Annotated in this window: 20 protein-coding genes; 6 read left to right on the top strand and 14 right to left on the bottom strand. The window is 62.2% G+C overall.

Translation table 11 applies throughout. The features are described from left to right. Position 1: 1 nt before the first annotated feature. The 4 genes from AB7783_RS06270 (at position 2) to lexA (ending at position 5,341) form a co-directional block, all read left to right on the top strand. Positions 2 to 1,210, top strand: a complete 1,209-nt coding sequence (locus AB7783_RS06270; protein WP_441277127.1) for a molybdopterin molybdotransferase MoeA — start codon at positions 2 to 4, stop codon at positions 1,208 to 1,210. A gap of 158 nt (positions 1,211 to 1,368) precedes the next feature. Then, entirely contained in the window at positions 1,369 to 3,726 is a 2,358-nt protein-coding gene (locus tag AB7783_RS06265) for an Orn/Lys/Arg decarboxylase N-terminal domain-containing protein (RefSeq protein WP_441277126.1), read from the top strand. A 21-nt stretch (positions 3,727 to 3,747) separates the two neighbouring features. After that, positions 3,748 to 4,317 (top strand): GNAT family N-acetyltransferase, encoded by a 570-nt coding sequence (locus AB7783_RS06260; RefSeq protein WP_276509735.1) that lies wholly within the window; start codon positions 3,748 to 3,750, stop codon positions 4,315 to 4,317. 301 nt (positions 4,318 to 4,618) lie between these two features. Next, complete coding sequence (gene lexA / locus AB7783_RS06255) at positions 4,619 to 5,341, top strand: transcriptional repressor LexA (RefSeq protein WP_068730850.1); 723 nt, start codon at positions 4,619 to 4,621, stop codon at positions 5,339 to 5,341. Positions 5,342 to 5,359: 18 nt separating this feature from the next. Here the strand turns inward: lexA and AB7783_RS06250 are convergent, their stop codons facing one another. Both AB7783_RS06250 and AB7783_RS06245 read right to left on the bottom strand, forming a co-directional pair. After that, positions 5,360 to 7,642: a ComEC/Rec2 family competence protein gene (locus tag AB7783_RS06250; RefSeq protein ID WP_441277125.1), complete on the bottom strand. Its 2,283-nt coding sequence runs from the start codon at positions 7,640 to 7,642 to the stop codon at positions 5,360 to 5,362. A gap of 102 nt (positions 7,643 to 7,744) precedes the next feature. Further along, a complete protein-coding gene (locus AB7783_RS06245; protein WP_441277124.1) occupies positions 7,745 to 9,415 on the bottom strand; it encodes a glutamine--tRNA ligase/YqeY domain fusion protein in 1,671 nt (556 codons plus the stop codon). A gap of 199 nt (positions 9,416 to 9,614) precedes the next feature. Between AB7783_RS06245 and gltX the strand changes: the two genes are divergently transcribed. Both gltX and gltA read left to right on the top strand, forming a co-directional pair. Beyond that, positions 9,615 to 11,039: a glutamate--tRNA ligase gene (gene gltX / locus AB7783_RS06240; protein WP_441277123.1), complete on the top strand. Its 1,425-nt coding sequence runs from the start codon at positions 9,615 to 9,617 to the stop codon at positions 11,037 to 11,039. A gap of 154 nt (positions 11,040 to 11,193) precedes the next feature. Then, a complete protein-coding gene (gene gltA, locus AB7783_RS06235) occupies positions 11,194 to 12,498 on the top strand; it encodes a citrate synthase (RefSeq protein WP_089264726.1) in 1,305 nt (434 codons plus the stop codon). A 94-nt stretch (positions 12,499 to 12,592) separates the two neighbouring features. Here the strand turns inward: gltA and lpxB are convergent, their stop codons facing one another. The 12 genes from lpxB to pyrH form a co-directional block, all read right to left on the bottom strand. After that, positions 12,593 to 13,747 carry a lipid-A-disaccharide synthase gene (lpxB, locus tag AB7783_RS06230; protein ID WP_441277122.1) on the bottom strand — a complete coding sequence of 385 codons (1,155 nt, stop codon included), beginning with the start codon at positions 13,745 to 13,747 and terminating at the stop codon, positions 12,593 to 12,595. After that, positions 13,744 to 14,625 carry an LpxI family protein gene (locus AB7783_RS06225; protein WP_441277121.1) on the bottom strand — a complete coding sequence of 294 codons (882 nt, stop codon included), beginning with the start codon at positions 14,623 to 14,625 and terminating at the stop codon, positions 13,744 to 13,746. Before AB7783_RS06225 ends, lpxB begins: the two co-directional genes overlap by 4 nt. A gap of 23 nt (positions 14,626 to 14,648) precedes the next feature. Then, positions 14,649 to 15,452: an acyl-ACP--UDP-N-acetylglucosamine O-acyltransferase gene (gene lpxA, locus AB7783_RS06220; RefSeq protein ID WP_441277120.1), complete on the bottom strand. Its 804-nt coding sequence runs from the start codon at positions 15,450 to 15,452 to the stop codon at positions 14,649 to 14,651. A 191-nt stretch (positions 15,453 to 15,643) separates the two neighbouring features. Then, entirely contained in the window at positions 15,644 to 16,123 is a 480-nt protein-coding gene (gene fabZ, locus AB7783_RS06215) for a 3-hydroxyacyl-ACP dehydratase FabZ (RefSeq protein WP_068730861.1), read from the bottom strand. Next, the gene (lpxD, locus tag AB7783_RS06210; RefSeq protein ID WP_089264543.1) at positions 16,120 to 17,205 is read right to left on the bottom strand and encodes a UDP-3-O-(3-hydroxymyristoyl)glucosamine N-acyltransferase; all 1,086 of its coding nucleotides are present in this window, start codon (positions 17,203 to 17,205) and stop codon (positions 16,120 to 16,122) included. The genes fabZ and lpxD overlap by 4 nt, the downstream gene beginning before the upstream one ends. A gap of 32 nt (positions 17,206 to 17,237) precedes the next feature. Continuing rightward, a complete protein-coding gene (bamA, locus tag AB7783_RS06205; RefSeq protein WP_089264544.1) occupies positions 17,238 to 19,772 on the bottom strand; it encodes an outer membrane protein assembly factor BamA in 2,535 nt (844 codons plus the stop codon). Positions 19,773 to 19,945: 173 nt separating this feature from the next. Next, the gene (gene rseP / locus AB7783_RS06200) at positions 19,946 to 21,097 is read right to left on the bottom strand and encodes an RIP metalloprotease RseP (RefSeq protein WP_089264545.1); all 1,152 of its coding nucleotides are present in this window, start codon (positions 21,095 to 21,097) and stop codon (positions 19,946 to 19,948) included. A gap of 43 nt (positions 21,098 to 21,140) precedes the next feature. Continuing rightward, on the bottom strand, positions 21,141 to 22,364 hold the full coding sequence (gene dxr, locus AB7783_RS06195; protein WP_441277119.1) for a 1-deoxy-D-xylulose-5-phosphate reductoisomerase: 1,224 nt from the start codon (positions 22,362 to 22,364) through the stop codon (positions 21,141 to 21,143). A 4-nt stretch (positions 22,365 to 22,368) separates the two neighbouring features. Further along, the gene (locus AB7783_RS06190) at positions 22,369 to 23,079 is read right to left on the bottom strand and encodes a phosphatidate cytidylyltransferase (RefSeq protein WP_441279645.1); all 711 of its coding nucleotides are present in this window, start codon (positions 23,077 to 23,079) and stop codon (positions 22,369 to 22,371) included. 5 nt (positions 23,080 to 23,084) lie between these two features. Further along, the gene (locus tag AB7783_RS06185) at positions 23,085 to 23,840 is read right to left on the bottom strand and encodes an isoprenyl transferase (protein WP_068730865.1); all 756 of its coding nucleotides are present in this window, start codon (positions 23,838 to 23,840) and stop codon (positions 23,085 to 23,087) included. A 90-nt stretch (positions 23,841 to 23,930) separates the two neighbouring features. Continuing rightward, positions 23,931 to 24,488 (bottom strand): ribosome recycling factor, encoded by a 558-nt coding sequence (gene frr, locus AB7783_RS06180; RefSeq protein WP_374725665.1) that lies wholly within the window; start codon positions 24,486 to 24,488, stop codon positions 23,931 to 23,933. 70 nt (positions 24,489 to 24,558) lie between these two features. Beyond that, complete coding sequence (pyrH, locus tag AB7783_RS06175) at positions 24,559 to 25,275, bottom strand: UMP kinase (RefSeq protein ID WP_068730867.1); 717 nt, start codon at positions 25,273 to 25,275, stop codon at positions 24,559 to 24,561. Positions 25,276 to 25,291: the final 16 nt, after the last annotated feature.

The following is a 25,291-nucleotide window of genomic DNA, read 5'->3' as shown; positions in this document are numbered from 1 at the left end:
GATGGCCCTGATGCCGGTTACCGATGCCATGGCCGCGATTCTCGCAGGCGCCGATGCGCTGCCTGAGGAGATGGTGCCGCTGGAAGACGCGTTCCACCGCGTGCTCGCCCGCGACATCGCTTCGCTGCGCACGCAGCCACCGGAGCCCATGTCAGCGATGGACGGCTATGCCGTGCGCGCCGCCGATGCGACACTGGGCGCCAAGCTCCGCGTCATCGGCGAGATCGCCGCAGGCAAGCCGTTCGACCGCCCGCTGCAGACCGGCGAAGCCCTGCGAATCTTCACCGGCGGCGTGCTGCCCGCTGGCGCCGACGCCGTGGTGATCCAGGAAGACACAACGCGCGAAGGTGACGTCGTCGGGATCAACGAAGCTGCGATTTCCGGCAAGCATATCCGCCCGGCCGGCGTCGATTTCAATGAAGGCGATGTGCTGCTGCGCGCCGGCACCCGCCTCACCGACCGCGATCTGGCGCTTGCCGCCGGGATGAACCATCCGTCACTGCCCGTGCGGCGACGGCCGGTCGTTGCCGTGCTCGCCACCGGCGACGAACTGGTCATGCCCGGTGCGGTCCCCGGCCCCGGCCAGATCGTGCTCTCCAATGGCTTCGCGCTGCGTGCGCTGGCCCGCGCTGAAGGCGCCGAGGTGGTCGATCTCGGCATCGCCGTCGACACGTTGGAGGCGACCACATCGGCCATTCAGCGCGCGATCGATCTGAAGGCCGACGTGCTGATCACCACCGGCGGCGCGTCGGTCGGCGACCACGACCTCGTGCAGCAATCCCTGATCAATGCCGGCGTCGAGATGGCGTTCTGGCGCATCGCCATGCGGCCCGGCAAGCCGATGATGCACGGACGCCGCCAGGGCATGCGCGTGATCGGCCTGCCCGGCAATCCCGTCTCGTCCTATGTCTGCGGCTTCCTGTTCATGGTGCCGCTGCTGCGCGCGCTGTCCGGCCGAAACGAGGTCGCTCACGCGCTCGAACCCGCGGTGCTCGGCCGCGACCTCGCCGCCAACGACCAGCGCGAGGACTATCTGCGCACGCGTGTGGAAACCCGCGCCGACGGCACCGTGGTGGCGACGCCGGTGATGAAACAGGACTCGTCGCTGCTAGGAAATCTGGCTGTTGCCGAAGGACTTCTGATCCGCAAGCCATTCGCTCTCGCCGCCGCCGCTGGTGATTCCTGCGCGATCATGCGACTGCCTGTTTAAAGGCCGAGATGCGCGATGGGATGCCGGGCCACCGGAACTTCCGCCGCGCGGCATGTTCTCTGAGCTTTTTTCTGACTGAGATACCTTAACGCGGCTTCAGTCACTGAATTGTCACGTAACGCAGCGAGACATCGCTGCGAAACAAGATCGGTGCACAAATGGACTATTTCAAACGCTTCAATTTCCTGTTTGCGATGCCAACATTCGACGCCGACGATCTCGAGGGCATTCGGCTCAATCAGATCGTCGATGAGATCGAGCGTTCCGGCTTCGAGGTCGTCAAGGCACGCAAGCTCGAAGACGCCACGATCGCAGTCCAGACCGACGCGGCCATCGGCTGCATGGTGGTCGACTGGGGCAAGAAGGGCCTCGAAGGCAAGACCGCGGCGCTGATCAACCTGATGCGCAAACGGGGCCTCGACTTTCCGATCATCCTGCTGATCCGCCGCAAGCGGTTTGAAGACGTCCCGGTCGAGGTGCTCGATTTCATCGACGGCTATGTCTTCCTGTCCGAGGAAACCCCGCCGTTCATCGCCAAGAACCTGATCAGCCGGTTGAAGCAATATGCCGAGACACTGAAGACGCCGTTCTTCGGCGCTTTGGTCGACTATGCCGAGGAAGGCAACCAGCTCTGGACCTGCCCGGGCCACAATGGCGGCGTGTTCTACAGCCGCAGCCCGATCGGCCGCGTGTTCATGGAACATCTCGGCGAAGCCGTGTTTCGCGACGACCTCGACAATTCGGTGCTCGATCTCGGCGATCTGCTGACCCATGAGGGCCCTGCTTTGCAGGCGCAGAAGGAAGCCGCGCAGATCTTCGGGGCGGAGAAAACCTATTTCGTGCTCAACGGCACCTCGACCTCCAACAAGGTCGCGCTATCGGCTCTGGTCACCGATGGTGACCTCGTGCTGTTCGACCGCAACAACCACAAGGCGGCCTTGCACGGCGCATTGATGATTTCAGGCGGTGTGCCGATCTATGTGCCAACGACGCGCAATCCCTGGGGCCTGATCGGCCCGATGAACTGGGACGCGCTCGACGAGGACGCGCTGCGCGAGCGCATCCGTATCAATCCGTTGGTCACGGATCCCGAGGCCTGGAAGCGTCCACGCCCGTTCCGCGTCGCCGTGGTCGAACAGTGCACCTATGACGGCACCATCTACAGCGCCGAGATGATCATCGCGCGCATCGGCCATCTCTGCGATTACATCCTGTTCGACGAAGCCTGGGCGGGCTTCATGAAATTCCACCCGCTCTATGCCGGTCGCTTCGCCATGGGGCTCAAGGAGCTTGGTCCGGATTCCCCGGGTATCATCGCGACGCAGTCGACCCATAAGCAGCTCGCGAGCTTCTCGCAGGCGTCGCAGATCCACATGAAGGATCGCCACATCCGCGGGCAGAAGCGCCGCGTCGAGCACCGGCGCTTCAACGAAAGCTTCATGCAGCACGCCTCGACCTCGCCATTCTATCCACTGTTCGCATCATTGGATGTCGGCGCGCAGATGATGAAGGGCCGCTCGGGCGAAGTGTTGTGGGACGATACGATCCGCCTCGGCATCGAACTGCGCAAGAAGATGCGCGCGGTGCGCCGCGAATTCGAGGAGAAGGAAACCCGCACCGAGCGCCGCTGGTTCTTCGAACCCTTCGTGCCCGAGCGCGTCGCGATTCCCGACGCAGCCAGCGAAGGCGCTGTTCACAATGTGCCCTGGGAAAGCATCGGCACTGACCAGCTGGCCACCAATCCGGCTTATTGGCAGCTCGCGCCTGACGCCGCTTGGCATGGCTTCCCCGGCATGGAAGCCGGTTTCACCATGACCGATCCCAACAAGCTGACGGTACTGACACCCGGCTTCGACCGCACCACCGGCGGCTATGCGGAACACGGCATCCCCGCGCCCGTGGTCGCGCAGTTCCTGCGCGAAAATCGCATCGTGCCGGAGAAGAACGATCTCAACTCGCTGCTCTTCCTGCTGACGCCCGGCGTGGAGGCCAGCAAGGCCGGCACGCTGATATCTGGCCTTGTCGCCTTCAAGAAGTTTCATGACGACAACGCCCTGCTCGAAGACGTCATCCCGGAATTCGCCAGGCGCAGGCCGGCGCGTTATGCGGGCATACGCCTGCGGGATCTGTGCGGCGACATGCACCGGTTCTTTCGCGAGGCCAATGTGAGCGAGCTCCAGACCAGGCAATTCTCCGCCGACCATCTGCCGGAGATTGCCATGTCACCCCATGATGCCGCGCGCTGTCTGGTGCGCAACGACGTCGATTACCTCCCGATCGACGAGATCTTCGGGCGCGTCGCGACGACGCCGTTCGTGGTCTACCCGCCCGGCATCGCCACGATCGTACCCGGAGAACGGCTCACCGAACGGTCAAAGCCGATGATCGATTATCTCAGGATGTTCGAGACCTGCTTCAACACGTTCCCGGGCTTCGACGTCGAGATCCAGGGCATCTACCGCAAGGTCGACGCCAATGGCCGGATCCGGCTTTACACTTACGTGGTCTCCGAATAGGGAGCACGTAAGGAGCCAGATTTGCCAACGGAACTCGAACAGCCGGTCGTCATCCGACCATCACGCGACACCGACGTCGATGCCATGCTGGCGATCTATCGCCGGCACATCCGGCAAGGCGTCGAGGAAGGCGTCAGCGACGCCGACACGCCGCAGCCCGATGATCTCAGAGACCGGCGCAAGAACCTGCGCAGCAAGCGGTTCCCCCACCTCGTCGCCACGCAAGGCGGCGAGGTCGTCGGCTATGCCTATGTGGTGCTGTTCCGCAAGCGACCGGCCTATCGCTACACGGTCAAGCATTCGATCTATATCCACCACGGACATGTCGGCCGGGGCATCGGCCGCCTGTTGATGCGCGAACTGATCGACGTGTGCGCGGCGGCCGGCTTTCGGCAGATCATCGGCTATATCGATGCCGACAACACGGCCTCCCTCGGCCTTCATGAAAGCTTCGGCTTCGCCCGCGTCGGCTTGCTGCCCGGCGTCGCTTATCGCTCCGGCCGCTGGGCCGACACGATCATGGTTCAGCGCTCGCTGGCCACCGGCTCCACGACTCCGCCGCCGCCCATTGGGCGCATGACGTCCGCGTAGCCCAGGCGACCGCGGAAGCATTTTCCATCTCCGCCGCGGTCGACGGCAGGTGAGGAACAGCCTCCTCAAACCTCGCTCAACGTGCATTCTGTTGACGGCAAATTAAGCATTGCAGAACACATATGGAACATATAGTGTTCGTTCATGATTTGTTTCGAGATTCTGTGGCTTTGAGTAGTTTGAGAGTGCCCGAACTCGCGCAACCGATCTTCGAACGATCGTCTCTGGATTGAGGCTCACCGTTCGAAGGCCCTTTGAAACGCACGCGGCGGCCGACACCGTCAACTGAGGATGGCTTCAGATGCTCACGCGCAAACAATACGAACTCCTGCGATTCATCGATCAACGGTTGAAGGAAGCCGGCGTCCCGCCCTCCTTCGACGAGATGAAGGATGCGCTCGACCTGCGCTCGAAGTCCGGCATCCATCGTCTGATCACCGCGCTGGAAGAACGCGGCTTCATACGCCGTCTGCCCAATCGCGCCCGTGCCATCGAAGTCATCAAGCTGCCAGAGCTCGGCGCGCCGGTCACCGGCGGTACCGGCCGCCGCGGCTTCACGCCCAGCGTCATCGAAGGCACGCTTGGCAAGGTGCGTTCGGCCGCCAGCATCGCCAGCAACAGCGGCGATGATGACAATGGCCGCACAGTTGCCATCCCGGTGATGGGCCGGATCGCGGCAGGTACGCCGATCGAGGCGCTGCAGACCCGCAGCCACACCATCAGCATGCCCGCAGACATGCTCGGTTCCGGCGAACATTACGCGCTCGAAGTGCGCGGCGATTCCATGCAGGACGCCGGCATTCTCGACGGAGACACCGTGCTGATCCAGCGCAACGAGAGCGCCGACACCGGCGACATCGTGGTGGCCCTGATCGACGACGAGGAAGCCACGTTGAAGCGCTTCCGCCGCCGCGGCGCGTCGATCGCGCTGGAGCCTGCGAATGACGCCTACGAGGTCCGTATCCTGCCACCCAACCGGGTGCGCATTCAGGGCAAGCTGATCGGCCTGTATCGCCGCTACTGAGATTTGCGCCTCGGCGGATTACTGATCTTCGGGTTGAAGATCGGTTTCCGCCGGCGTCGCATCCACCGGCCGGTTTTGCGGTGGACGACTGTTCTGGATCAGATCTTGCTGGGGCTCATCGGGAATTGCGCGCGACCACGGACGGTCCAGGCCACGCGGTCGCACGGCATCCATCGTAAAGCCATTCGCGGTTCGGTGCAGGCCCACCGCACCATTTCGTTGCAGGCGATCCTGATCGATCACCAGCGCCCTGCAATCTCTCGGCGATTGTCGCGCCGTGACGATGAGCGCCGCTTTCTCGCAATCATCTGTGAAGGCATCCGGCTGTAAAACCAGCGCCACCAAAGCGCCATCGGCCAGTGCCGTGATGCACCCGTCGCGGTCGCAGGACACACCGTGGCTGAGGGAGGCATCCGTTGGCAGCCGTGCGTCGGCATCACCGGCAAGCCACTCCTTCGCGAGAAACGCATCCTTGGCGCTGCGCATCATATGCAGGCGCCCCTCCCTGCCCCGTACCGCAACGCTGTGACCGTCACCCGAAATCAGGACATCCGGCTGCTTGACCAGCAACGCCCAGACAATCGAGAGCGCAAGCACACCAAGCCCTGCGAGGCGCAACGGCGTGCGCAGCAATCCCAGCACGATGATGCCGATACTGGCTGATATCAGCGGTCCCGTCCCGAAGGCCGGCATCCGGCCGATGGCGCCGGGCAAGGCTGCCACCCATTGCGTGACGACAATCATCCACTGGATGCCGACATCCATCAGCCGCCAGAACACACCGTCAAAGCCAAACGGCATGGCCACCAAACCGAGAATGCCCGCCGGCATAACCAGTGCCGAGACCACCGGCATCGCCAGGAGATTGGCGACGACGCCATAAGGCGTGACGCGATGGAAATGAAACGCGGCATAGGGCGTGGTGGCGAGGCCCGCGACCAGCGAGGCCAGCACGAGCATCGCGATCTCGCGTCCGCCCCATAGCGCCACGCGCGCCGTCGCGGAATGATCGGGCGAGGCAAACAGCGCGGGCATGCCGATCTGCACCAATGCGACCAGCCCCAGCGTCGCCGCGAATGACATCTGAAAACTCGGATGCACCAACGCTTCCGGCGCCACGATCAGCACAACCATTGCTGCCACCGCCAGCGTACGGAACGTCACCGCCCGGCGATCGACCATGACTGCAATCAGCACAACGGCCGTCATGAAAAAGGATCTCTGTGTCGCGACTTCGGCACCTGACAGCAGCAAATAGAACAGTGCTGCGAATAACGCCGCAGCCGCTGCGACTTTCTTGATCGGGAATGTCACGGTCAGGACAGGGATCAGTGCCAGCAGTGCGCGTATCGCAAAGAACACCACGCCGGCGACAACGGCCATGTGATAGCCAGAAATCGACAACACATGACCGAGGCCGGAGATGAACATCGCATCATTGACGTCAGCCGAAATCGCATCGCGGCGGCCCGTGAGCAGCGCCGTAGCAATGGCGCGGCTATCGCCCGAGAGCACTGTGCGGATCCGCGCGTCGATGGCGTCGCGTAGCCCCTGCATGGTCGCCGAATAGCGTAGCGCCACACTCGGCTGTATCGGCGGATCGACTGCCTTGATGCCGCCCATCACGAAGCCGGATGCGCCGATCCCTTGAAAATACAGATCGCGTCCGAAGTCGTAGCTGCCCGGCCGGAGCGGCGACAGCGGCGGCTGCAGCCTTGCCTTCAATTCGACGAAGCTGCCGACGGCAGGCGCCGTGCCCTTCTTCACCGACAGCCGCACACGAGTGAGCTTCGGTGCGGCGCGCGGGCTGTCCATCGTGGCAACGCGCAGCACGAAGCGATCCGTGCGCTCCCGTTCCTCGTGCGTTTCGACGAAGCCGGTAATCGCGACGGAATAGAGCGGCTTCGCCAGAACCTCATGAGCCACACGCGCGGTTTTCATGGCAGCCATCGCGAAGCCCGCCGCGATGGCCGCAATGAGCAAGATCAAGGGAAACCATCGCTGCCGCCGCAGCAAAAACGCAGCCACGCAAAGAAGGCCTGCCGTCGCAGCGGCAATCCAGGCCACCGGCTCATGCTCAGCGGCAAAATACAGCGCGATGCCGGTGCCGAAAGCGATCGGCACCCAAGGCAGCAAGCGACCGGGACCAGCTTCGGCCCGCACCCACGTCGAGAGCATCCCGAAGCGCGACGTTGACGACGTCGCTGACGGGACAGCGACGCCTGCCGTGGCCGGCGGCGGCCATGTGGTCGCTGTACCGGATCGGCCCCGCCGCTGTTGCTGATCCCCGCCCCGCGCCATCCAACGCCCGCACGCCACGCTTGCCCTTTCGAATGCTATCGGAAGGGCAAGCGGCGACTAGCGGAACGGATGCAGAATACGAAAACTAATCCCTGAGGTTGCTCAGGCGAGCTTGGCGTAGCTATCGCGCAGACCGACGGTGCGGTTGAAGACCAGCTTGCCGGGCGCTGAGTCCTTGTCGCGACAGAAATAGCCCTGACGCTCGAACTGCACGACATCGCTTGTGTTATCGCTCGCCAGCGCCGGCTCCAGCATGGCGCCGGTCAGCGTCTCCAGCGAGTCCGGATTGAGCTGCGATGCGAACTCGGTCGCATTGGGCTGCGGATCGGCGAACAGCTGATTGTAGACGCGTACTTCCGCCTGCACGGCATCTGCGGCGCTCACCCAATGGATCGTCGCCTTGACCTTGCGGCCGTCCGGCGCATTGCCGCCCCGGGTTTCCGGATCATAGGTGCAGCGCAGTTCGACCACCTCGCCAGCGGCATTCTTGATGACGTCCTTGCAGGTGATGAAGTAGCCATAACGCAAGCGGACCTCGCGGCCTGGCGCCATGCGGAAGAACTTCTTCGGCGGCTCTTCCATGAAGTCGTCATGCTCGATGTAAAGCTCGCGGCCGAATGAAATCTGCCGGTTGCCGAGCGACGCATCATCGGGATGGTTGATGGCTTCGAGCTGCTCGGTCTGTCCTTCCGGGTAGTTCTCGATCACCACCTTCAGCGGCTTCAGCACCGCCATGCGGCGCTGCGCCGTGCGATTCAGTGTCTCGCGCACGGCGAAATCGAACATCGAGATATCGACGGTCGAGTTGGCCTTGGCGACGCCGATGCGCTTGACGAATTCGCGCAGTGCTTCGGCGGGAATGCCGCGGCGCTGCAGGCCTGCGAGCGTCGGCATCCGTGGATCGTCCCAGCCGGTGACATGGCTGCCGCGGACCAGTTCGGTCAGCACGCGCTTCGACAGCAGCGTGTAGGTCATGTTGAGGCGCGCGAATTCATACTGATGCGGCCGCGACGGCACCGGCAGGTTTTCCAGGCACCAGTCGTACAGCGGCCGGTGATCCTCGAATTCGAGCGTGCAGATCGAATGCGTCACGTGTTCGATGGCATCCGACTGACCGTGCGCGAAGTCGTAGCTCGGATAGATGCTCCAGGCGGTGCCCGTGCGCGGATGATGCGCATGCAGGATGCGATAGATCACGGGATCGCGCAGGTTGATGTTGCCCGACGACATGTCGATCTTGGCGCGCAGCACGCGGGCGCCGTTCGGGAATTCGCCGGCGCGCATCCGCGCGAACAGATCGAGGTTCTCATCGACCGAACGGTCGCGGAACGGGCTGTTCTGGCCGGGCTCCGTCAGGGTGCCACGCTTAAAGCGGATTTCTTCCTGCGACTGGTCATCGACATAGGCCTTGCCGGCGCGGATCAGGTGTACCGCCCAGTCATAGAGCTGCTCGAAATAGTCCGAGGCGTAATGCAGGTTGCCCTCGCCCCAGTCGAAGCCGAGCCAGCGGACGTCGCGCTGGATGGCGTCGATATATTCCTGCTCTTCCTTGGTCGGATTGGTGTCGTCGAAACGCAGGTTGCAGTGGCCGCCGAATTCCTCGGCGACGCCGAAATTCAGGCAGATCGACTTGGCATGGCCGAGATGCAGGTAGCCGTTGGGCTCCGGCGGAAAGCGCGTCACCACGCTCTTGTGTTTGCCGGATTGCAGGTCCGCCGCAACGATGTCGCGGATGAAGTCACGGCCTGCGTCGGATACCGATTCGTCTGTCATTTGCTGCCTTTCAAGCTGCGCCCTATGTGCCAAATCCGGAAGGCCGCGCCAAGGCCGGATCAGGGGCCGGGTCCCGCGAAAGGGCCTTTTCCGATGCGGTTCCGACCCCAAATCCGCGTTTATTCGCCGTGAGACAGCGCCCTGTCGTTGTGATAAACGCCCGCCAACACTCACACCGAAATCGATCGAACCCGCTGATATGACCGCTCCCGTCGTTACCCGTTTCGCCCCCTCGCCGACCGGCTTCCTCCATATCGGCGGTGGACGCACCGCGCTGTTCAACTGGCTCTATGCCAAGAAGACCGGCGGCAAGATGCTGCTGCGGATCGAGGATACGGATCGCGAGCGTTCAACGGGTGCCGCGATCGACGCCATTATCGACGGGTTGAAGTGGCTGGGCATCGAGTGGGACGGCGACACCGTCTTCCAGTTTGCCCGTGCCGGCCGGCACCGCGAAGTCGCCGAACAGCTGCTGGCCGAGGGCAAGGCGTACTACTGCTATGCCAGCGCCGAGGAGCTGCAGCAGATGCGCGAGGCAGCCCGCGCCGAGGGCAAGTCCAAGCTCTATAACGGGTTGTGGCGCGACCGTGATCCGTCGGATCCGCGCCCCGACGTCAAACCGACGATCCGCCTGAAGGCGCCGCTCACCGGCGAGACCGTGATCGAGGATCAGGTGCAGGGCCGTGTGGTCTGGCAGAACGAGAACCTCGACGACCTCGTGCTGCTGCGCGGCGACGGCAATCCGACCTACATGCTGGCCGTGGTGGTGGACGACCATGATATGGGCGTGACGCATGTGATCCGCGGCGACGACCATCTGATCAACGCTGCCCGCCAGAAGCAGATCTACGACGCGCTCGGCTGGACCGTGCCCAGCATGTCGCATATTCCGCTGATCCACGGACCCGATGGCTCGAAACTCTCGAAGCGCCACGGCGCGCTCGGCGTCGAAGCCTATCGCGCGCTGGGCTATGTGCCGGCCGCTCTACGGAATTACCTGGTGCGGCTCGGCTGGAGCCATGGCGATCAGGAAATCTTCTCGACCCAGGAGATGATCGACGCCTTCGACCTGTCGGGAATCGGCCGTTCCGCCGCGCGCTTCGATTTCGCCAAGCTCGAAAATCTCAACGGTCACTACATCCGCCACACCGACGATCAATCCCTCGTGACCATGTTCGAGGACGTGCTGAATTACGTGCCCGGCGGTGCCGAACTGAAGGCGAAGCTCAACGACACCACGCGCGCCCAGCTGTTGCGCGCCATGCCCGGCCTGAAGGAACGCGCCAAGACGCTGATCGAGCTGATCGACGGCGCCAACTTCATCTTTGCCGATCGCCCACTGGCGATGGAGCCGAAGGCGCAGGCCGCGCTGACGCCGGAAACCCGTGTGCTGATCGGCAAGTTGCGCACGGCACTGGAAGCCGTCACCGACTGGACCGCAGCAAATGCCGAAGCCGCTACCCGCGCCTTTGCCGAGGAAGCTGGCATCAAGCTTGGCGGGGTTGCGCAACCGCTTCGCGTGGCGCTGACCGGCAAGACCACATCGCCCGGCATTTTCGATGTTCTGGCGGTATTGGGACGGCAGGAATGCCTGGACCGGCTCGCCGATCAGGCATCTATTTAGCATAGCTGTAGGCTGCTTTTGCCCGCCTTGCAGCGCACACAGCAATACGCTACGCATTCTGGCGAATGCTCTGGAATTCCCGGCTAGCCTCCCCATTTCTCCTGAAATGTCGGTGGCTTGCCGGCCCCTCAACGATCTCATCGGGGACCACGCGATGGACGCAAAAACCAATACCAAATCCGCAACGCTGACAGTCGACGGCAAGAGCTTCGAACTGCCGATCCACAGCGGGACCGTCGGCCCTGATGTCATCGACATCGGCAAGCTCTACGCCCAGTCCGGGATGTTCACCTACGATCCCGGCTTCACCTCGACGGGCAGCTGCCAGTCCAAGATCACCTATATCGATGGCGATGCCGGTATCCTCGAATACCGCGGCTATCCCATCGAGCAGCTCGCCGAGAAGGGGGACTTCCTCGAGACCTGCTATCTGCTGCTGTACGGGGAACTCCCGACCAAGGCGCAGAAGGCAAAGTTCGACGCATTGGTCACGAACCACACCATGGTTCACGACCAGATGAGCCGCTTTTTCCAGGGCTTCCGCCGCGACGCGCATCCGATGGCCGTGATGGTCGCGTCGGTTGGCGCCCTCGCCGCTTTCTACCACGACTCAACTGATATCAACGATCCGAAGCAGCGCGACATCGCGTCGATCCGCATGATCGCCAAGATCCCGACGCTCGCGGCGATGGCCTACAAGTACACGATCGGCCAGCCCTTCGTGTATCCGACCAACTCGCTCGATTTCGCGGCGAACTTCATGAAGATGTGCTTTGCCGTGCCGTGCGAGGAGTACAAGGTCAATCCGGTGCTCGCCAAGGCGCTGGACAAGATCTTCACGCTGCACGCCGACCACGAGCAGAACGCATCGACCTCAACGGTCCGCATCGCCGGCTCGTCGGGCGCCAATCCGTTCGCCTGCATCGCCGCCGGCATCGCCTGCCTGTGGGGACCGGCGCATGGCGGTGCCAACGAAGCTGCATTGCAGATGCTCGCCGAGATCGGCACTGTCGACAAGATTCCGGAATTCATCGCCAAGGTGAAGGACAAGAATTCCAGCGTCCGCCTGATGGGCTTCGGTCATCGCGTCTACAAGAACTACGATCCGCGTGCCAAGCTGATGCAGCAGGCCTGCCACGAAGTTCTCAAGGAAACCGGTCACGGTGGCGACGAGATGCTCGCCGTTGCCATGGAGCTCGAGAAGATCGCGCTGTCGGACCAGTACTTCATCGACCGCAAGCTGTATCCGAATGTCGATTTCTATTCGGGCATCACGCTGAAGGCGATGGGCTTCCCGACCTCGATGTTCACTGTGCTGTTCGCGGTCGCCCGCACCGTTGGCTGGATCAGCCAGTGGAGCGAGATGATCGGCGATCCGCAGCAGAAGATCGGCCGTCCGCGGCAGCTCTATACGGGTGCTGCCCGCCGCGACTACGTGGATATCGCCAAGCGCGCCTAAGACCTCGTTTCGCAGAGTGCGAAAATGAAAACGGCGGATCGCAAGATCCGCCGTTTTTTTTTTTGTTACGCTGCAATCTCTTGAATGAAGGCCTTCAACTCTTCCGCATCGTGGCCAGCACGACATTGGCCGCACCGACGCTCGGCGACGCTTCGCCGGTCGCCATGATCCCGTCGAGCCGCGCCAGGGCTTCAATCTGACGGCGCCGCATCGGTGTGTCTGCCATCACCTCTTGCAACGACGCCGCGAGCTTCTCCGGCGTGCAGTCTTCCTGGATGAACTCCGGAATGACGTTCTCGCCGATCACCAGATTGGCGAGGATCACCGACGATGATGTGATGCGGCGGCGGATGATCCAGGCCTCGACACTGCCGGCCTTGTAGGCTGTGACCATCGGCACGCCTGACAATGCAAGCTCCAGCGTCACCGTCCCCGATTTGGCAAAGGCCGCATGCGCGATGCGGAACGCGGCGCGCTTCTCGGTTTCGCCCACAACGATCCGTGGCTGCACCGGCCACGCCTTGAGCGCTTCGGCGATAACCTCGACGAGATGTGGCATAGTTGGCAGGATCAGTTCGAATTGCGTGCCCTGCTTTTGCAGCAGATCGAGCGTCGCGCCGAACGTTGCCATGTGATGACGGATCTCGCTGCGACGGCTACCCGGCAGCACCAGCAATACCGGCGGCTTCGTTTCGCGACGCGCCTGCTCGTCCGCATTGGGACGCAGCGCATCGATCTGCTCGATCAGGGGATGACCGACATAGGTACATGGCGGTCCGCCGAGCCGCCGATGCGCCTCCGGCTCGAACGGCAGCAGCGCCAGCACATGGTCGACATAAGCGCGCATCGCCTTCGCGCGCCCCGGTCGCCACGCCCACACCGTTGGCGACACATAGTTGACGACGGGAATGGAGGGATCGCGCTGGCGCACACGCTTGGCGACGCGATGGGTGAAGTCCGGGCTATCGATGATCACCAGCACATCAGGCCTGGCGCGCAGGACATCCTCGGTCGCGCGCGTGATAAGTCTCAGGATCGACGGCAGCTTCCGGACGACGGCAGCTAGGCCGATAATGGAAAGCTCCTCGATGGGAAACAGCGACTGCAGACCTTCGCGCGCCATCGACGAACCGCCGACGCCTTCGAAGCGCACATCATCGCCCAGTCGCTGGCGCAGCACCTTCATCAGCGCGGAGCCGAGACGGTCGCCGGATTCTTCGGTGGCGATGAGATAGATCGTCTTCGTCACGTAGGAAGTCCCGTCACGAAAAGACCTGCGGCATCGGCGGCGACAATCATCTGCTGCGGTTCGGCGACGATCGTATTGCCTGCGACAATGGCGATGCCGGCGAGCTTCGCGGCCGCAGCGCGCTCGATGGTCCGCGGCCCCAATGTCGGCAGATCGAAACGCAGATCCTGACCGCTCTTCGGCGCCTTCACCAGTACACCCCGCCCTGCCTTGGCGCGAATACGTCCCTGTTCACGCAGAAGCGCCACGCGGGCCAGCAATCCATCGGTGCCTTCGATATCCTCGATCCCCACCACATGGCCGTCGATCACCACGGTCGCCTGGCCGATATCGAACGGGCTCAAGGCGCGCAGGACTTCACGCCCACGCGCGATATCGGCTTCAGCGTCTTGATCCGGTACGGCACGTGTCACGCTGCCTGCTGGCATCAGCACATCCGGTGCGACGTCCTTGATCCCCAGCAGACGAAAACCTTCATGCTCGAACAGGCGGCTGATACTTGTCAGCAAATGATCGTCACCACCGCGAAACGCGCGAAACACTTTCGGCATCACGCGAAGCGTTGCCCAGTCTAGCCTGATCTCGGAGATTGCCGGCCGTACCAGCGTGCCAATGAAGGTGAGATCCCGGCAATTTTCGCTGCGCATCAGCTTCAGTAAACGGCCGAACTGACCGATAGGAATCCAGTGGTGCTGAAATCGCGCCACCAGCGCCGGATCGCAGAACCCCTTCAGCGCGAACACGACAGGCTTGATGCCGCGCGCCTGCAGCGAGTCCGCGACGGCGAAGGGCAGCGAGCCGCCGCCGGCGATAATCCCGAACGGCGAGCCTATCGGAGGATATGCTTGCGGGTGCTGTATTTGAGCCTGGTCAGTCATGCTTCGCCCCGCGATACCCGAATTCAGGAACTGCTCTTGCTATCCTCGGGCAGGCACAGCGCGCGATGTTTGGCGCCGGCGATGAATGTCAGGATTTCTGCAATCGCCGGATCGTCCTTCGCCAAAGGCTGCACGCGCTCGAGCCGCTCGGCAAAGACGCCGGGGCCATGGAACAGCTTTTGATAGAACGAGCGCACGGCGGCGACGCGCTCCTTGGTGAATTTGCGGCGCTTCATGCCGATGATGTTGAGGCCTTCCAGCGCCGCATACTGACCATTCACAAGCCCGAACGGGATGATGTCGCCGCGCACACCGCAGATGCCGCCGACCATGACCTGCGAGCCGATGCGGGTGAACTGGTGTACGGCCGACAGCCCGCCCATGAAAACGAAATCGCCGATCTCGCAATGACCGCCCAAGGTTGCCGAGGTTGCGAAGATCACGTCGTTGCCGACATGGCAGTCATGGCCGACATGGGCGCAATTCATGAAGTAGCCGCGATCGCCCACCGACGTGATGCCGCCGCCGGCGACAGTACCCGCATTCATGGTCACGGACTCGCGGATGGTACAGCCATTGCCGATGGTCAGCCGGGTCAGTTCGCCCTTGTAGCTGAGCGACTGCGGGGGCGTGCCCAATGAGGCGAACGGATAGATTGTGCAGTTCTCGCCGATAGTCGTCTGCGCCGTCACGTTGACATGCGACAGCAGCTTCGTGCCTGCACCGATCGTGACATGCGGTCCGATAATGCAGAAGGGTCCGATTTCGGCGCCCTCGCCAATGACAGCACCATCCTCGATCCGCGCCGTCGGGTCGATCTTGCTCATCGAAACAGTCCAATCCCAGCCATCAAGCTGCCTACAAATATCTAGGTTTTTCCGTTGGTTAACGTGGGTTCCCGAGCCTGTCCAGTGACGTCTGATTGCGATCTGTTACGACACGTCTCATACCATGACTTACAAACGCATGATGCCATCGAGGTCTTCGATGGCATCATGCGCGTTCAGGTAGGTGCGCCTCAGTCTGTCAGCATTGCACCGACATCGGCCTCGGCGACGACCTTGCCATTAACCTTGGCGTCGCCATGGAACCACCACATCGCCTTTTTCCGGCCGATCAGGTGCAGATGATATTCGATCGTATCGCCAGGCATCACCGGCTTACGAAACTTGCACTTGTCGATGGTGAGGAAATACACCGCACGCGGCTTCTCGGTGCCTTCGACGGACGAGATGCCGATCACGCCCGCTGTCTGAGCCATGCCTTCGATCATCAACACGCCGGGATAGACCGGGCGATCAGGGAAATGCCCGAGGAATGCCGGCTCGTTGATCGTGACGTTCTTGATACCAATGCCGCTGAAGTCCTTGCGGATGTTGACGACACGATCGATCAGAAGAAACGGATAGCGATGCGGAAGGGTCTTGAGGATGGTGTTGATGTCGACCGTCTCGATGATGATCGGCGATGCGCCATCGCTTGGTAAATCCTGGCTCATTCCCGCCCCTCGTCTTTCGTATCCTGCGTCGTCGCATCCGTTCCCGGCATGCTCTCGCGGGCGAGTTTCTCAACCGCGAGGATCTCGCGGAACCATTGCTTGGTCGGCCGGGCAAAGATGCCACCCCACCGCGCGCGCGGCGGAATGCTGTCTTTCACTCCGGCCATTGCCGCGACCTGCGCGCCATCGCCAATCGTAATGTGATTGTTGAGGCCCACCATGGCGCCCAGCGCGACGTTGTCGCCGATGGTCAGGCTGCCCGCAAGGCCACATTTCGCAGCGATCACACAGTGCCGTCCAATTGTCACATTGTGGCCGATCTGGACCTGATTGTCGATTTTGGTCCCCTCGCCAATCACGGTATCGCGCAGGCTGCCGCGGTCGATGGTGGTGCCGGCGCCGATCTCGACGTCGTTCTGGATCAGGACACGGCCGGTCTGCGGCACCTTGATGTGCTTGTCCCGGCCGAACACGAAGCCGAAGCCGTCCTGGCCGAACTTGCAGCCGGGATGAACGAGTACGTTGTTGCCTATCAGTGTGAACTGCAGCGTGCTGCCAGCGCCGATATTGCAGTCGCGGCCGATCTTGACCCCGGCGGCGATCACCGCGCCAGAGCCGATGATGGTGCCGGAACCGATCTCCACATCCGGGCCGATCACGGCCAGCGGATCCACCGTAACATCATCCTCGAGCTGAGCAGAGGGATGGATGACGGCGGATGCGGCGATGCCGGTAATGTCAAAGCCGGAGACCGGACGCAGCGTATCCGCGTGCAGCTCGCGCGCCAATTCCACGAAGGCCGCAAATGGCCGCTTGGCGCGCAGCACCGTTACGTGAGCCGGAATATCGCCCTTGAAGCTCTCGCTCACCAGGCAGGCTCCGGCCTTGGTGTGGGTGAGCTGGTCGATATAGCGGAGATTTTCGAAGAAAGTCAGGTGATGGGGACCGGCCTCGTCGAGCGAGGCTACGCCAGTCACGACCTGGTCGGCCCGCGTCGGGTCGACCAGTCGCGCCTTCGTTGACGCGGCTATTTCAGCCAGCGTCAACGACGGCGATTGCTTGAAGAACGTCGGCAGAACCATTCCACCCGTCGCGGTCCGGCCGGAGATCAAACTCAGAACGAAGTTCCGCCGCCGAACTTGAACTGCTGCACGCGATCATAGGCGCCCTTGGTGATCGGCACTGCGTAATCGAAGCGCAGCGGACCAAACGGCGACTGCCAGATCAGGCCCACACCGACCGACGACCGAACAACATTGCCGTCGTCATAGGTCATGCCGGCGCAGTTACCGACCGAAGTCCGGCTCGCAGGCACACAGCCGGCGGCATTGATTTCGCCAGTCTGAGCCCAGCTGGTCGGTCCCTTATAATCCCAGAGACCGCCGGCATCGGCATAAACCGCGCCCTTGATGCCAACTTCCTTCGGCAGGAACCAGAATGGCATCTGCAATTCGGCCGAAGCGCCCCAATACTTGGTGCCGCCGAGCGCGTCACCGTAGGATCCCAGCGCAACGTAGCTGATGTCACGCGGACCGATACCGTTCTGTGCGAAACCACGCACCAGGTTCGGACCCATCTGGAAGTGATCCAGCATGCGGATGTCTTCGCCGACCTTGTTCAGCATACCACCCTGGACACGCAGCAAACCAACGATGTCGGCCACCAGCGGGGTGTAGTACTTCGCATCGATCGTGGTCTTGAGGTAGGTCACGTCGCCACCGACGCCGGCGTAGTCCTGCTTGAACTCCAGGAACAGACCATCGGTCGGGTTCTTGTTATTGTCGAGCGTGTTGTAGTTCAGCGTGTAGCCGAGCGCCGAGGTCAGCGTCTTGCCGCTGGCCAGTTCGCGGCGAACTGGCAGAGACGACTCGCCATCGGCGTAACAGCCCCATGTGTTGGCGTCGGCGGGATTAACCGAGCCGGGGAACAGCGAATTCAAATAACCGGGAGTGTTGGTCGCAGTTGGGCTACCTGGCAGGTTGTTACAGTTGCTCAACGTCGCCGGGAGCGAAATCTGCTGCTGATAGACGGAATAGCGCAGCTGCAGCGCGAGATCTTCACGCAGCTGGAAACCGAGGCGCGGGCTGAAGCCGAGCGTCTTGGTGTTGTACGAGATGTAGCTGTTGGACAGCTGCTCGCGCTGATAGAAATCGAGGCCGAGCGCCACGCGGTAGTCGAGCAGGTAAGGCTCAACGAAGGACAGCGAGTAGCCACGGGCATACTGGCCGTACTGAACCGACGCCTTCGCAAACAGACCGCGACCGAGGAAGTTACGTTCCGAGACGCTGACTTCGCCGAGCGCACCGTCGGTGGTCGAGTAGCCGCCCGAGACCGAGAAGTCGCCGGTGGATTTTTCTTCCAGATCGACCACCAGGATCACGCGATCGCTGGACGAGCCGGGCTCGGTCGTCACCTTCACGCTCTTGAAGAAGTCGAGGTTCTTCAGGCGGCGTTCGGCACGATCAACCAGCGCGCGGTTGTAAGCGTCGCCTTCGGCGAGATCGAATTCGCGGCGAATGACATAGTCACGGGTACGCGTGTTGCCGCGCACATTGATACGCTCGATGTAGACGCGCGGGCCCTCTTCCACCGTAAAACCGATGGTGACGGTGTGAGATTCGAAATTGCGATCACCACGCGGACGCACAACGGCAAAGGCGTAGCCGCGGCGGGACATTTCGATCTGCATTTCCTCGACGGACTTCTCCAGCGCTTCCGCATTGTAGAGCGAGCCGACGCCAACGCGCGAGAAGCTGCGCAGCGAGTTCGGATCGAACTGCGGAATGGTGGACGAGAAGTCGACCGACGACACGCGGTACTGCTGGCCTTCTTCGATCTTGAAGGTGACCAGGAAGCCTTTCTGGTTCGGATCGTATTCGGTGAGCGCGGCGACGACCTGAACGTCGGCGAAGCCGTTCTTCAGGTAATAGCGGCGGATCAGGTCGCGATCGGCTTCGATGCGGTCCGGATCATAGATATCGCCCGAAGCCAGGAAGCTCAGGAGATTCGATTCACGGGTCTTGATGACGTCCTTGAGGCGGTAGGACGAGTAATAGTTGTTGCCGATGAACTGAATCGACTTCACGCCGGTCTTCGCGCCTTCGTTGATCGTGAAGATGAGGTCGACGCGGTTGTTCGGCTGCTCGATGAATTCCGGAACGACGCTGACGTCATAACGGCCAGAGCGACGATAGATTTCGGAGATGCGCTGCGCGTCTGCCTGCACCATCGGGCGCGACAGCGTCCCGCGCGGCTTCGACTGCACTTCGGCGTTCAGCTGGTCGTCCTTGACCTTCTTGTTACCTTCGAAGGCGATACGGCCAATGACCGGGTTTTCGACGACGCTGACGACCAGACGGCCACCGGCCTGATTGATCTTCACGTCCTGGAACAGGCCGGTCTCGATGAGCGACTTGAGGCCGTCATCAATGGTGCCCTGATCCAGCCGGCCACTCGGGCCGGGACGGAAATAGGAGCGGATGGTCTCCACATCCACGCGACGATTGCCTTCAACAACAATCGAAGCGGCGGTCTGAGCCACGGCAGTCGAAGAAACGAGCGCAGCAGTCGCTGTAACGGCGACCGGCATGGCGACCAAGATCGAAGCAGCAAGAAGGCCGCCCCGGAAACCCCGCAAACCAAAAATCATGCGCAAAGCGCCCTTATCATTCCATCGCCAGCCCGCACCCCTACGGTCTGACAGAATCCCTTTAGTGGCCCAGCTTGTAGCCAATTTTACCTGACTGGCAAACGACCTTTCGCGCTGCAATTCTAATTTCATTCCAAGACGTTGCCCATCGGCCACGTTACCCCCAGCCTCGATCATGACGAAGCCAGGTGAAGAATGTCGTTATAGGTCGCAAATACCATCAACATCAGCACTAAACCGAGGCCAATGCGGAAGCCCATCTCCTGCGCGCGCTCCGACAGCGGGCGCCCACGAACGGCTTCGACGGCATAGAACAAAAGATGACCGCCATCGAGAAGCGGCACCGGAAACAGGTTGAGAAGGCCGATCGAGATCGACAGTACCGCCGCCAGGTGAATCAGGGCGGTCAGGCCTATTGTCGCCACCTGCCCCGAGATCTGGGCGATTCGCATCGGACCGCCGATCTGGTCGGCCGCCTCGCGTCCGGTGAATACACCGCCGATATAGGCGATGGTACGGTCCACGACGAACCAGGTTTCCTTGACGCCCAGCACGAAAGCGGTCGCCGGATTGACCCGCTCGGTGGTCGCTTCGCCAACCGCTGTCGCGCGGGTAATGCCGAGGACGCCGAGACGATGGACGTTACCGAAGCTGTCTTTGACTTCGCGAAGTTCTGGCGTGCCCTTCAGCTCAACTGTGGCTTCGCCGCGCTTGACGCTGAAGGCCAGCTGCTCGCCGGCCTTGGTGCCGACGATGCGCTGCATGTCGGAGAAACTGCCAATGACCTTACCGTCGATGGCCTTGATGATGTCGCCCGACTGGAACCCGGCCTTCTCGGCCGCGCTGCCAGCCTGAATGCTGTCGACTTTGGCGGTCGTGCTCGGCTTGCCAAAGAACGTGAACAGGCAGGTGAAAATGACGATCGCGAGGATGAAATTGGCGATCGGACCAGCAGCCACGATGGCCGCACGCTGGCCAACCCGCTTGTGATGGAAGCTGCCCTTGCGCTCATCCGCCGTCATGCCTTCCAGCGCGGCGCTTGAGGGGGTCGAGGCTTCGCTCTCGTCACCGAAGAACTTCACGTAGCCGCCAAGCGGAATCGCGGAAATCTTCCAGCGCGTGCCATGGCGATCGTTGAAGCCGGCGAGTTCAGGACCGAAGCCGAGCGAGAACGTCAGGACCTTAACGCCGTTCCAGCGGGCGACCAGGAAGTGGCCGAGTTCGTGGAAGAACACCACGATCGTCAGGACAAACAGAAAGGGGATGATATAGCCGATAAAGCCGTGGCTTAACGTATTGAAACTATGTTGGAAAAACTCAAGCATCCCGATCCCCTAACGCGAGGCCAAAGGCCCCGTCCCCAATGCTCTAGGATGCCTTTGCGGCAATTTGAGGCAAGAGGGTGGCAGCCATTTTTCTCGCTTTATGGTCAACAGCGATGGCGTCATCCGCCGATGACAACGGCGCCAAATTCCCTGCCCGCACCCATTCATTCATGGTGGCTTCGACCAGCCGTGCAATGGCGCCAAAGCGGATCTTCTGGGCGGTGAAGGCAGCCACGGCGATCTCGTTGGCCGCGTTGTAGACGGTGGTCGCGCCGCTGCCGGTGCGCAGCGCGTCATAGGCCAGCTTCAGGCCAGGAAACCGCGCGTAATCCGGTGCCTCGAAGGTCAGCGACCCGATCTTGGCAAGGTCGAGCGGCGCCGCCCGGCCCGGGATGCGGTCCGGCCAACCCAGGCAATGCGCGATCGGCGTGCGCATGTCGGGCGAACCGAGCTGCGCCATGACAGAATAATCGCGGAACTCGACCATGCCGTGGATGATCGACTGCGGATGTACCAATACGTCGATCTCGTCCGGCGCCAGTGCGAACAGATAGGACGCCTCGATCACTTCGAGACCCTTGTTCATCATCGATGCGGAGTCGATGGTAATCTTCTGCCCCATCGACCAGTTCGGATGTTTCAGTGCTTGCGCCAGCGTCGCCTGCTCGATATCGGCGGCAGCCCAGGTACGGAACGGTCCGCCCGAGGCGGTGATGATGACGCGGGTCAGTTCCTCGCGGCTGCCGGAGGCCAGCGCCTGGAACAGCGCATTGTGCTCGCTGTCCGCCGGCAGGATGCAGGCGCCCCCCTTGGCGGCGCGATCCATGAAGAAATCGCCGGCGCAAACGAGGCATTCCTTGTTGGCCAGTGCAACGGTGGCGCCGCGGTCGACGGCGGCGAGCGCAGGCTTCAAGCCGGCGGCGCCTGATACGGCGGCCATCAGCCAGTCGGCCGGACGCTCTGCAGCCTCGACGATGGCGCTATCCCCTGCCCCGCTGGCGATGCCGGTGCCGGCGAGTGCCGCGCGGAGTTCGTCCAGCTTGGATTCATCAGCGACGGCCACAAAGCGCGCGTTGAATTCCTTGGCCAGCTTGACCACGCCCTCAACGTTCCCGTTGGCCGTGAGTGCCTCCACCTGGTACCGCTCGGGCGAGGCTCGCAGCAGATCCATGGTGCTATCGCCGATCGAACCGGTTGCACCGAGGACAGTGATGCTGCGCAGACTGGACGCGGCGGGCTTGTTATTTCGCAGGGGAACAGCGCTCATCAAATCACCAAACCATAAGACCGCGGCCGACGCCATCTGCGCCGCCGCGTAAAAGACCGATCACCGCGGCAGCAACCACCGCGAACACGTAGCCGTCGAGGCGATCCAGCAGACCGCCATGACCAGGAATGATCTGGCCGGAATCCTTGACGCCGAATTTGCGCTTCACTGCGGACTCGAAGAGATCACCGAGTTGCGACAGCACCGTCAGCACGGTTGCGACCATGAGCAGCGGCAGCAGCCTGCCCAAACCATTCATGGCAAAACCGGCAGCGACAGCGAGGCTGAGAACAAAACCGCCGATAGCACCGGCCCATGTCTTCTTCGGACTGACGCGCGGCCACAGTTTCGGGCCGCCGATGCCGCGCCCGGCGAAATAGCCGCCGATATCGGTCATCCAGACCACCAACAGAATGAACATCAGGGCCGAGAAGCCCCAGACGGGATCGAGGCGCACGACAATGGACGCCGCAAACGCAGCCAAGGCATAGACGACGCCGAGCCCGATCCAGCCGACATGATTGCCGACAATGGCCCGCCATTCCAGGAAGAGACCAACCGACACCAGCATCACGAGGCCGAACCACAGCCAGCCACCGGTATAAGCGGCGAGAATCGCGACGGGGATCAGTACCAGCGCGGCCAGAACACGCATCAGCAGATTGCGCAGCCCCCGGTCATCCGCCTGCTTCGGCGTACTGTCGTTCTGGGTCACGCCGGTCACGAACCGGTTTTCGCGGCGAGACCACCGAAGCGCCGCTCGCGGCGGGCATATTCGGCAATGGCGCTTTCCAGCGCGGCCTTGTCGAAATCCGGCCAGTGGATCGGCACGAATACGAACTCGCTATAGGCAGCCTGCCACATCAGGAAGTTCGATAGACGTTGTTCACCCGACGTGCGGATGATCAGGTCCGGGTCCGGAATATCAGGCGCGTCGAGATACTGGCCGAGCGTATCGACATTGATGCTTTCGGGCGTCCGCTTGCCCTCGGCAACCTCGCGCGCAAGGCGCTGCGCTGCCGTGGCGATCTCGTGCCGCGAGCCGTAGTTGAAGGCGACCACGAGATTGAGCTGGGTGTTGCCCCGCGTCAGGTCCTCGGCCTCTTTCAGCAATGACGCGATATCGGAATCGAGGCCCTGGCGCTCTCCGATCACGCGTACGCGCACGCCGTCACGATGCAGCGTGGCAAGATCGTTGCGGATGAAGCGACGCAGCAGGCCGAACAGATCGCTGATCTCGGATGCGGGCCGCGACCAGTTCTCGGAGCTGAACGAGAAGATCGTCAAATATTGGATGCCGAGTTCGTTGGATGCCCGCACCACACGGCGAAGTGCCTCGACGCCGCGGCGATGGCCCTCGGCGCGCGGAAGCCCCCGCGCTGCAGCCCAGCGCCCATTGCCGTCCATGATGATCGCGACATGCAAAGGCGTGGATCGGTCCGATCCATCATTTGCGGGCGCGGCGGCATTCGACATCGATTAAAATCCCCAGCCTATGGTCCGGCACATATGTGACCAATTTGCGGACCATACGCTTTTCAACAGCTTAAAAGCGGCTTCTGACGCTTAAACCGTCATGATTTCCTTTTCCTTAGCCGCCAGCAACTGATCGATTTCAGCGATTATGCTGTCCGTGACCTTCTGCACTTCGGTATCGTGGCGCTTCTGGTCGTCCTCGGAAATCTCGTGAGCCTTCTCGAGCTTCTTGATGATGTCGAGACCGTCGCGGCGGACGTGGCGCACGGCGACCTTGGCTGCCTCGGCATATTTATGCGCGACCTTCACGAGTTCCTTGCGGCGCTCGGTGTTCAATTCGGGAATGCGTAGCCGCAAAATCTGGCCTTCGGTTGCCGGGCTGAGGCCGAGATTGGAATCGACGATCGCCTTTTCCACCGCCTTGACCATCGACTTGTCCCAAACCTGCACCGACAGCAGGCGCGGCTCGGGAACGCTGACGGTCGCAACCTGATTCAGCGGCATGTGGCTGCCATAGGCTTCCACCTGGACCGGCTCCAGCATCGAGGCTGCCGCACGTCCGGTGCGCAAGCCGCCAAGCTCATGCTTCAGCGACTGGGTCGAGCCCTGCATACGGCGCTTGAGGTCGTTGATGTCGAATGGGGCCATGGTGGCCATGCAGCTCTCCCTTGTATCCTGCTGGTGCGAAGCGGATATGGCGCTCCGAACCCGTCTAAAATCAGCCCGCGACGATGGTGCCGCGGCCAGTACCAGTCAAAATGGCGCCGATCGAACCCGGTTCGGCGATCGAGAACACGATGATAGGCAGCGAGGTCTCGCGGGCAAGCGCGAAAGCCGTCGCATCCATGACTTTGTAGTTCCCCTCCACGGCCTGCGAATGGCTGAGACGCTCGAAGCGCGTCGCGTTCGGATCCTTCTTTGGATCGGCGCTGTAGACGCCGTCCACATTGGTCGCCTTCAGCACGGCCGATGCGCCGATCTCGGCAGCGCGCAACACTGCGGTCGTGTCGGTGGTGAAGAACGGATTGCCGGTACCGCCGGCCAGCAGCACGATCCGGCCCTCGGACAGGTACTTGTGTGCGGCAGCACGTGTGAAGAGTTCACAGACCTGCGGCATCACCATCGCCGACAGCGTGCGGGCCGGCACGGCGTGGCGCTCGATCGCAGCTTCCAGTGCCAGGCAGTTCATAACGGTAGCGAGCATGCCCATGCTATCGCCGGTCGGGCGCGACACACCACGCGAGGAGACTTCGACGCCGCGAAAGATATTGCCGCCGCCGACGACGACTGCGACTTCGACACCAAGTTTCTGGGCTGCAATGAGATCGACGGCGATGCGGTCGATGGTCGGCTGATCGATACCGAATGACTGGCCTCCGGCGAAAGACTCACCCGAGACCTTGATCACGACGCGACGATAGAGCGGCTCACCCATGATGCGATCGCTTCCT

This window comes from Tardiphaga sp. 172_B4_N1_3 (genome assembly GCF_052076035.1).
GTDB classification, from domain to species: Bacteria; Pseudomonadota; Alphaproteobacteria; order Rhizobiales; family Xanthobacteraceae; genus Tardiphaga; species Tardiphaga robiniae.
This window is presented reverse-complemented; position numbering and strand designations above follow the sequence as displayed.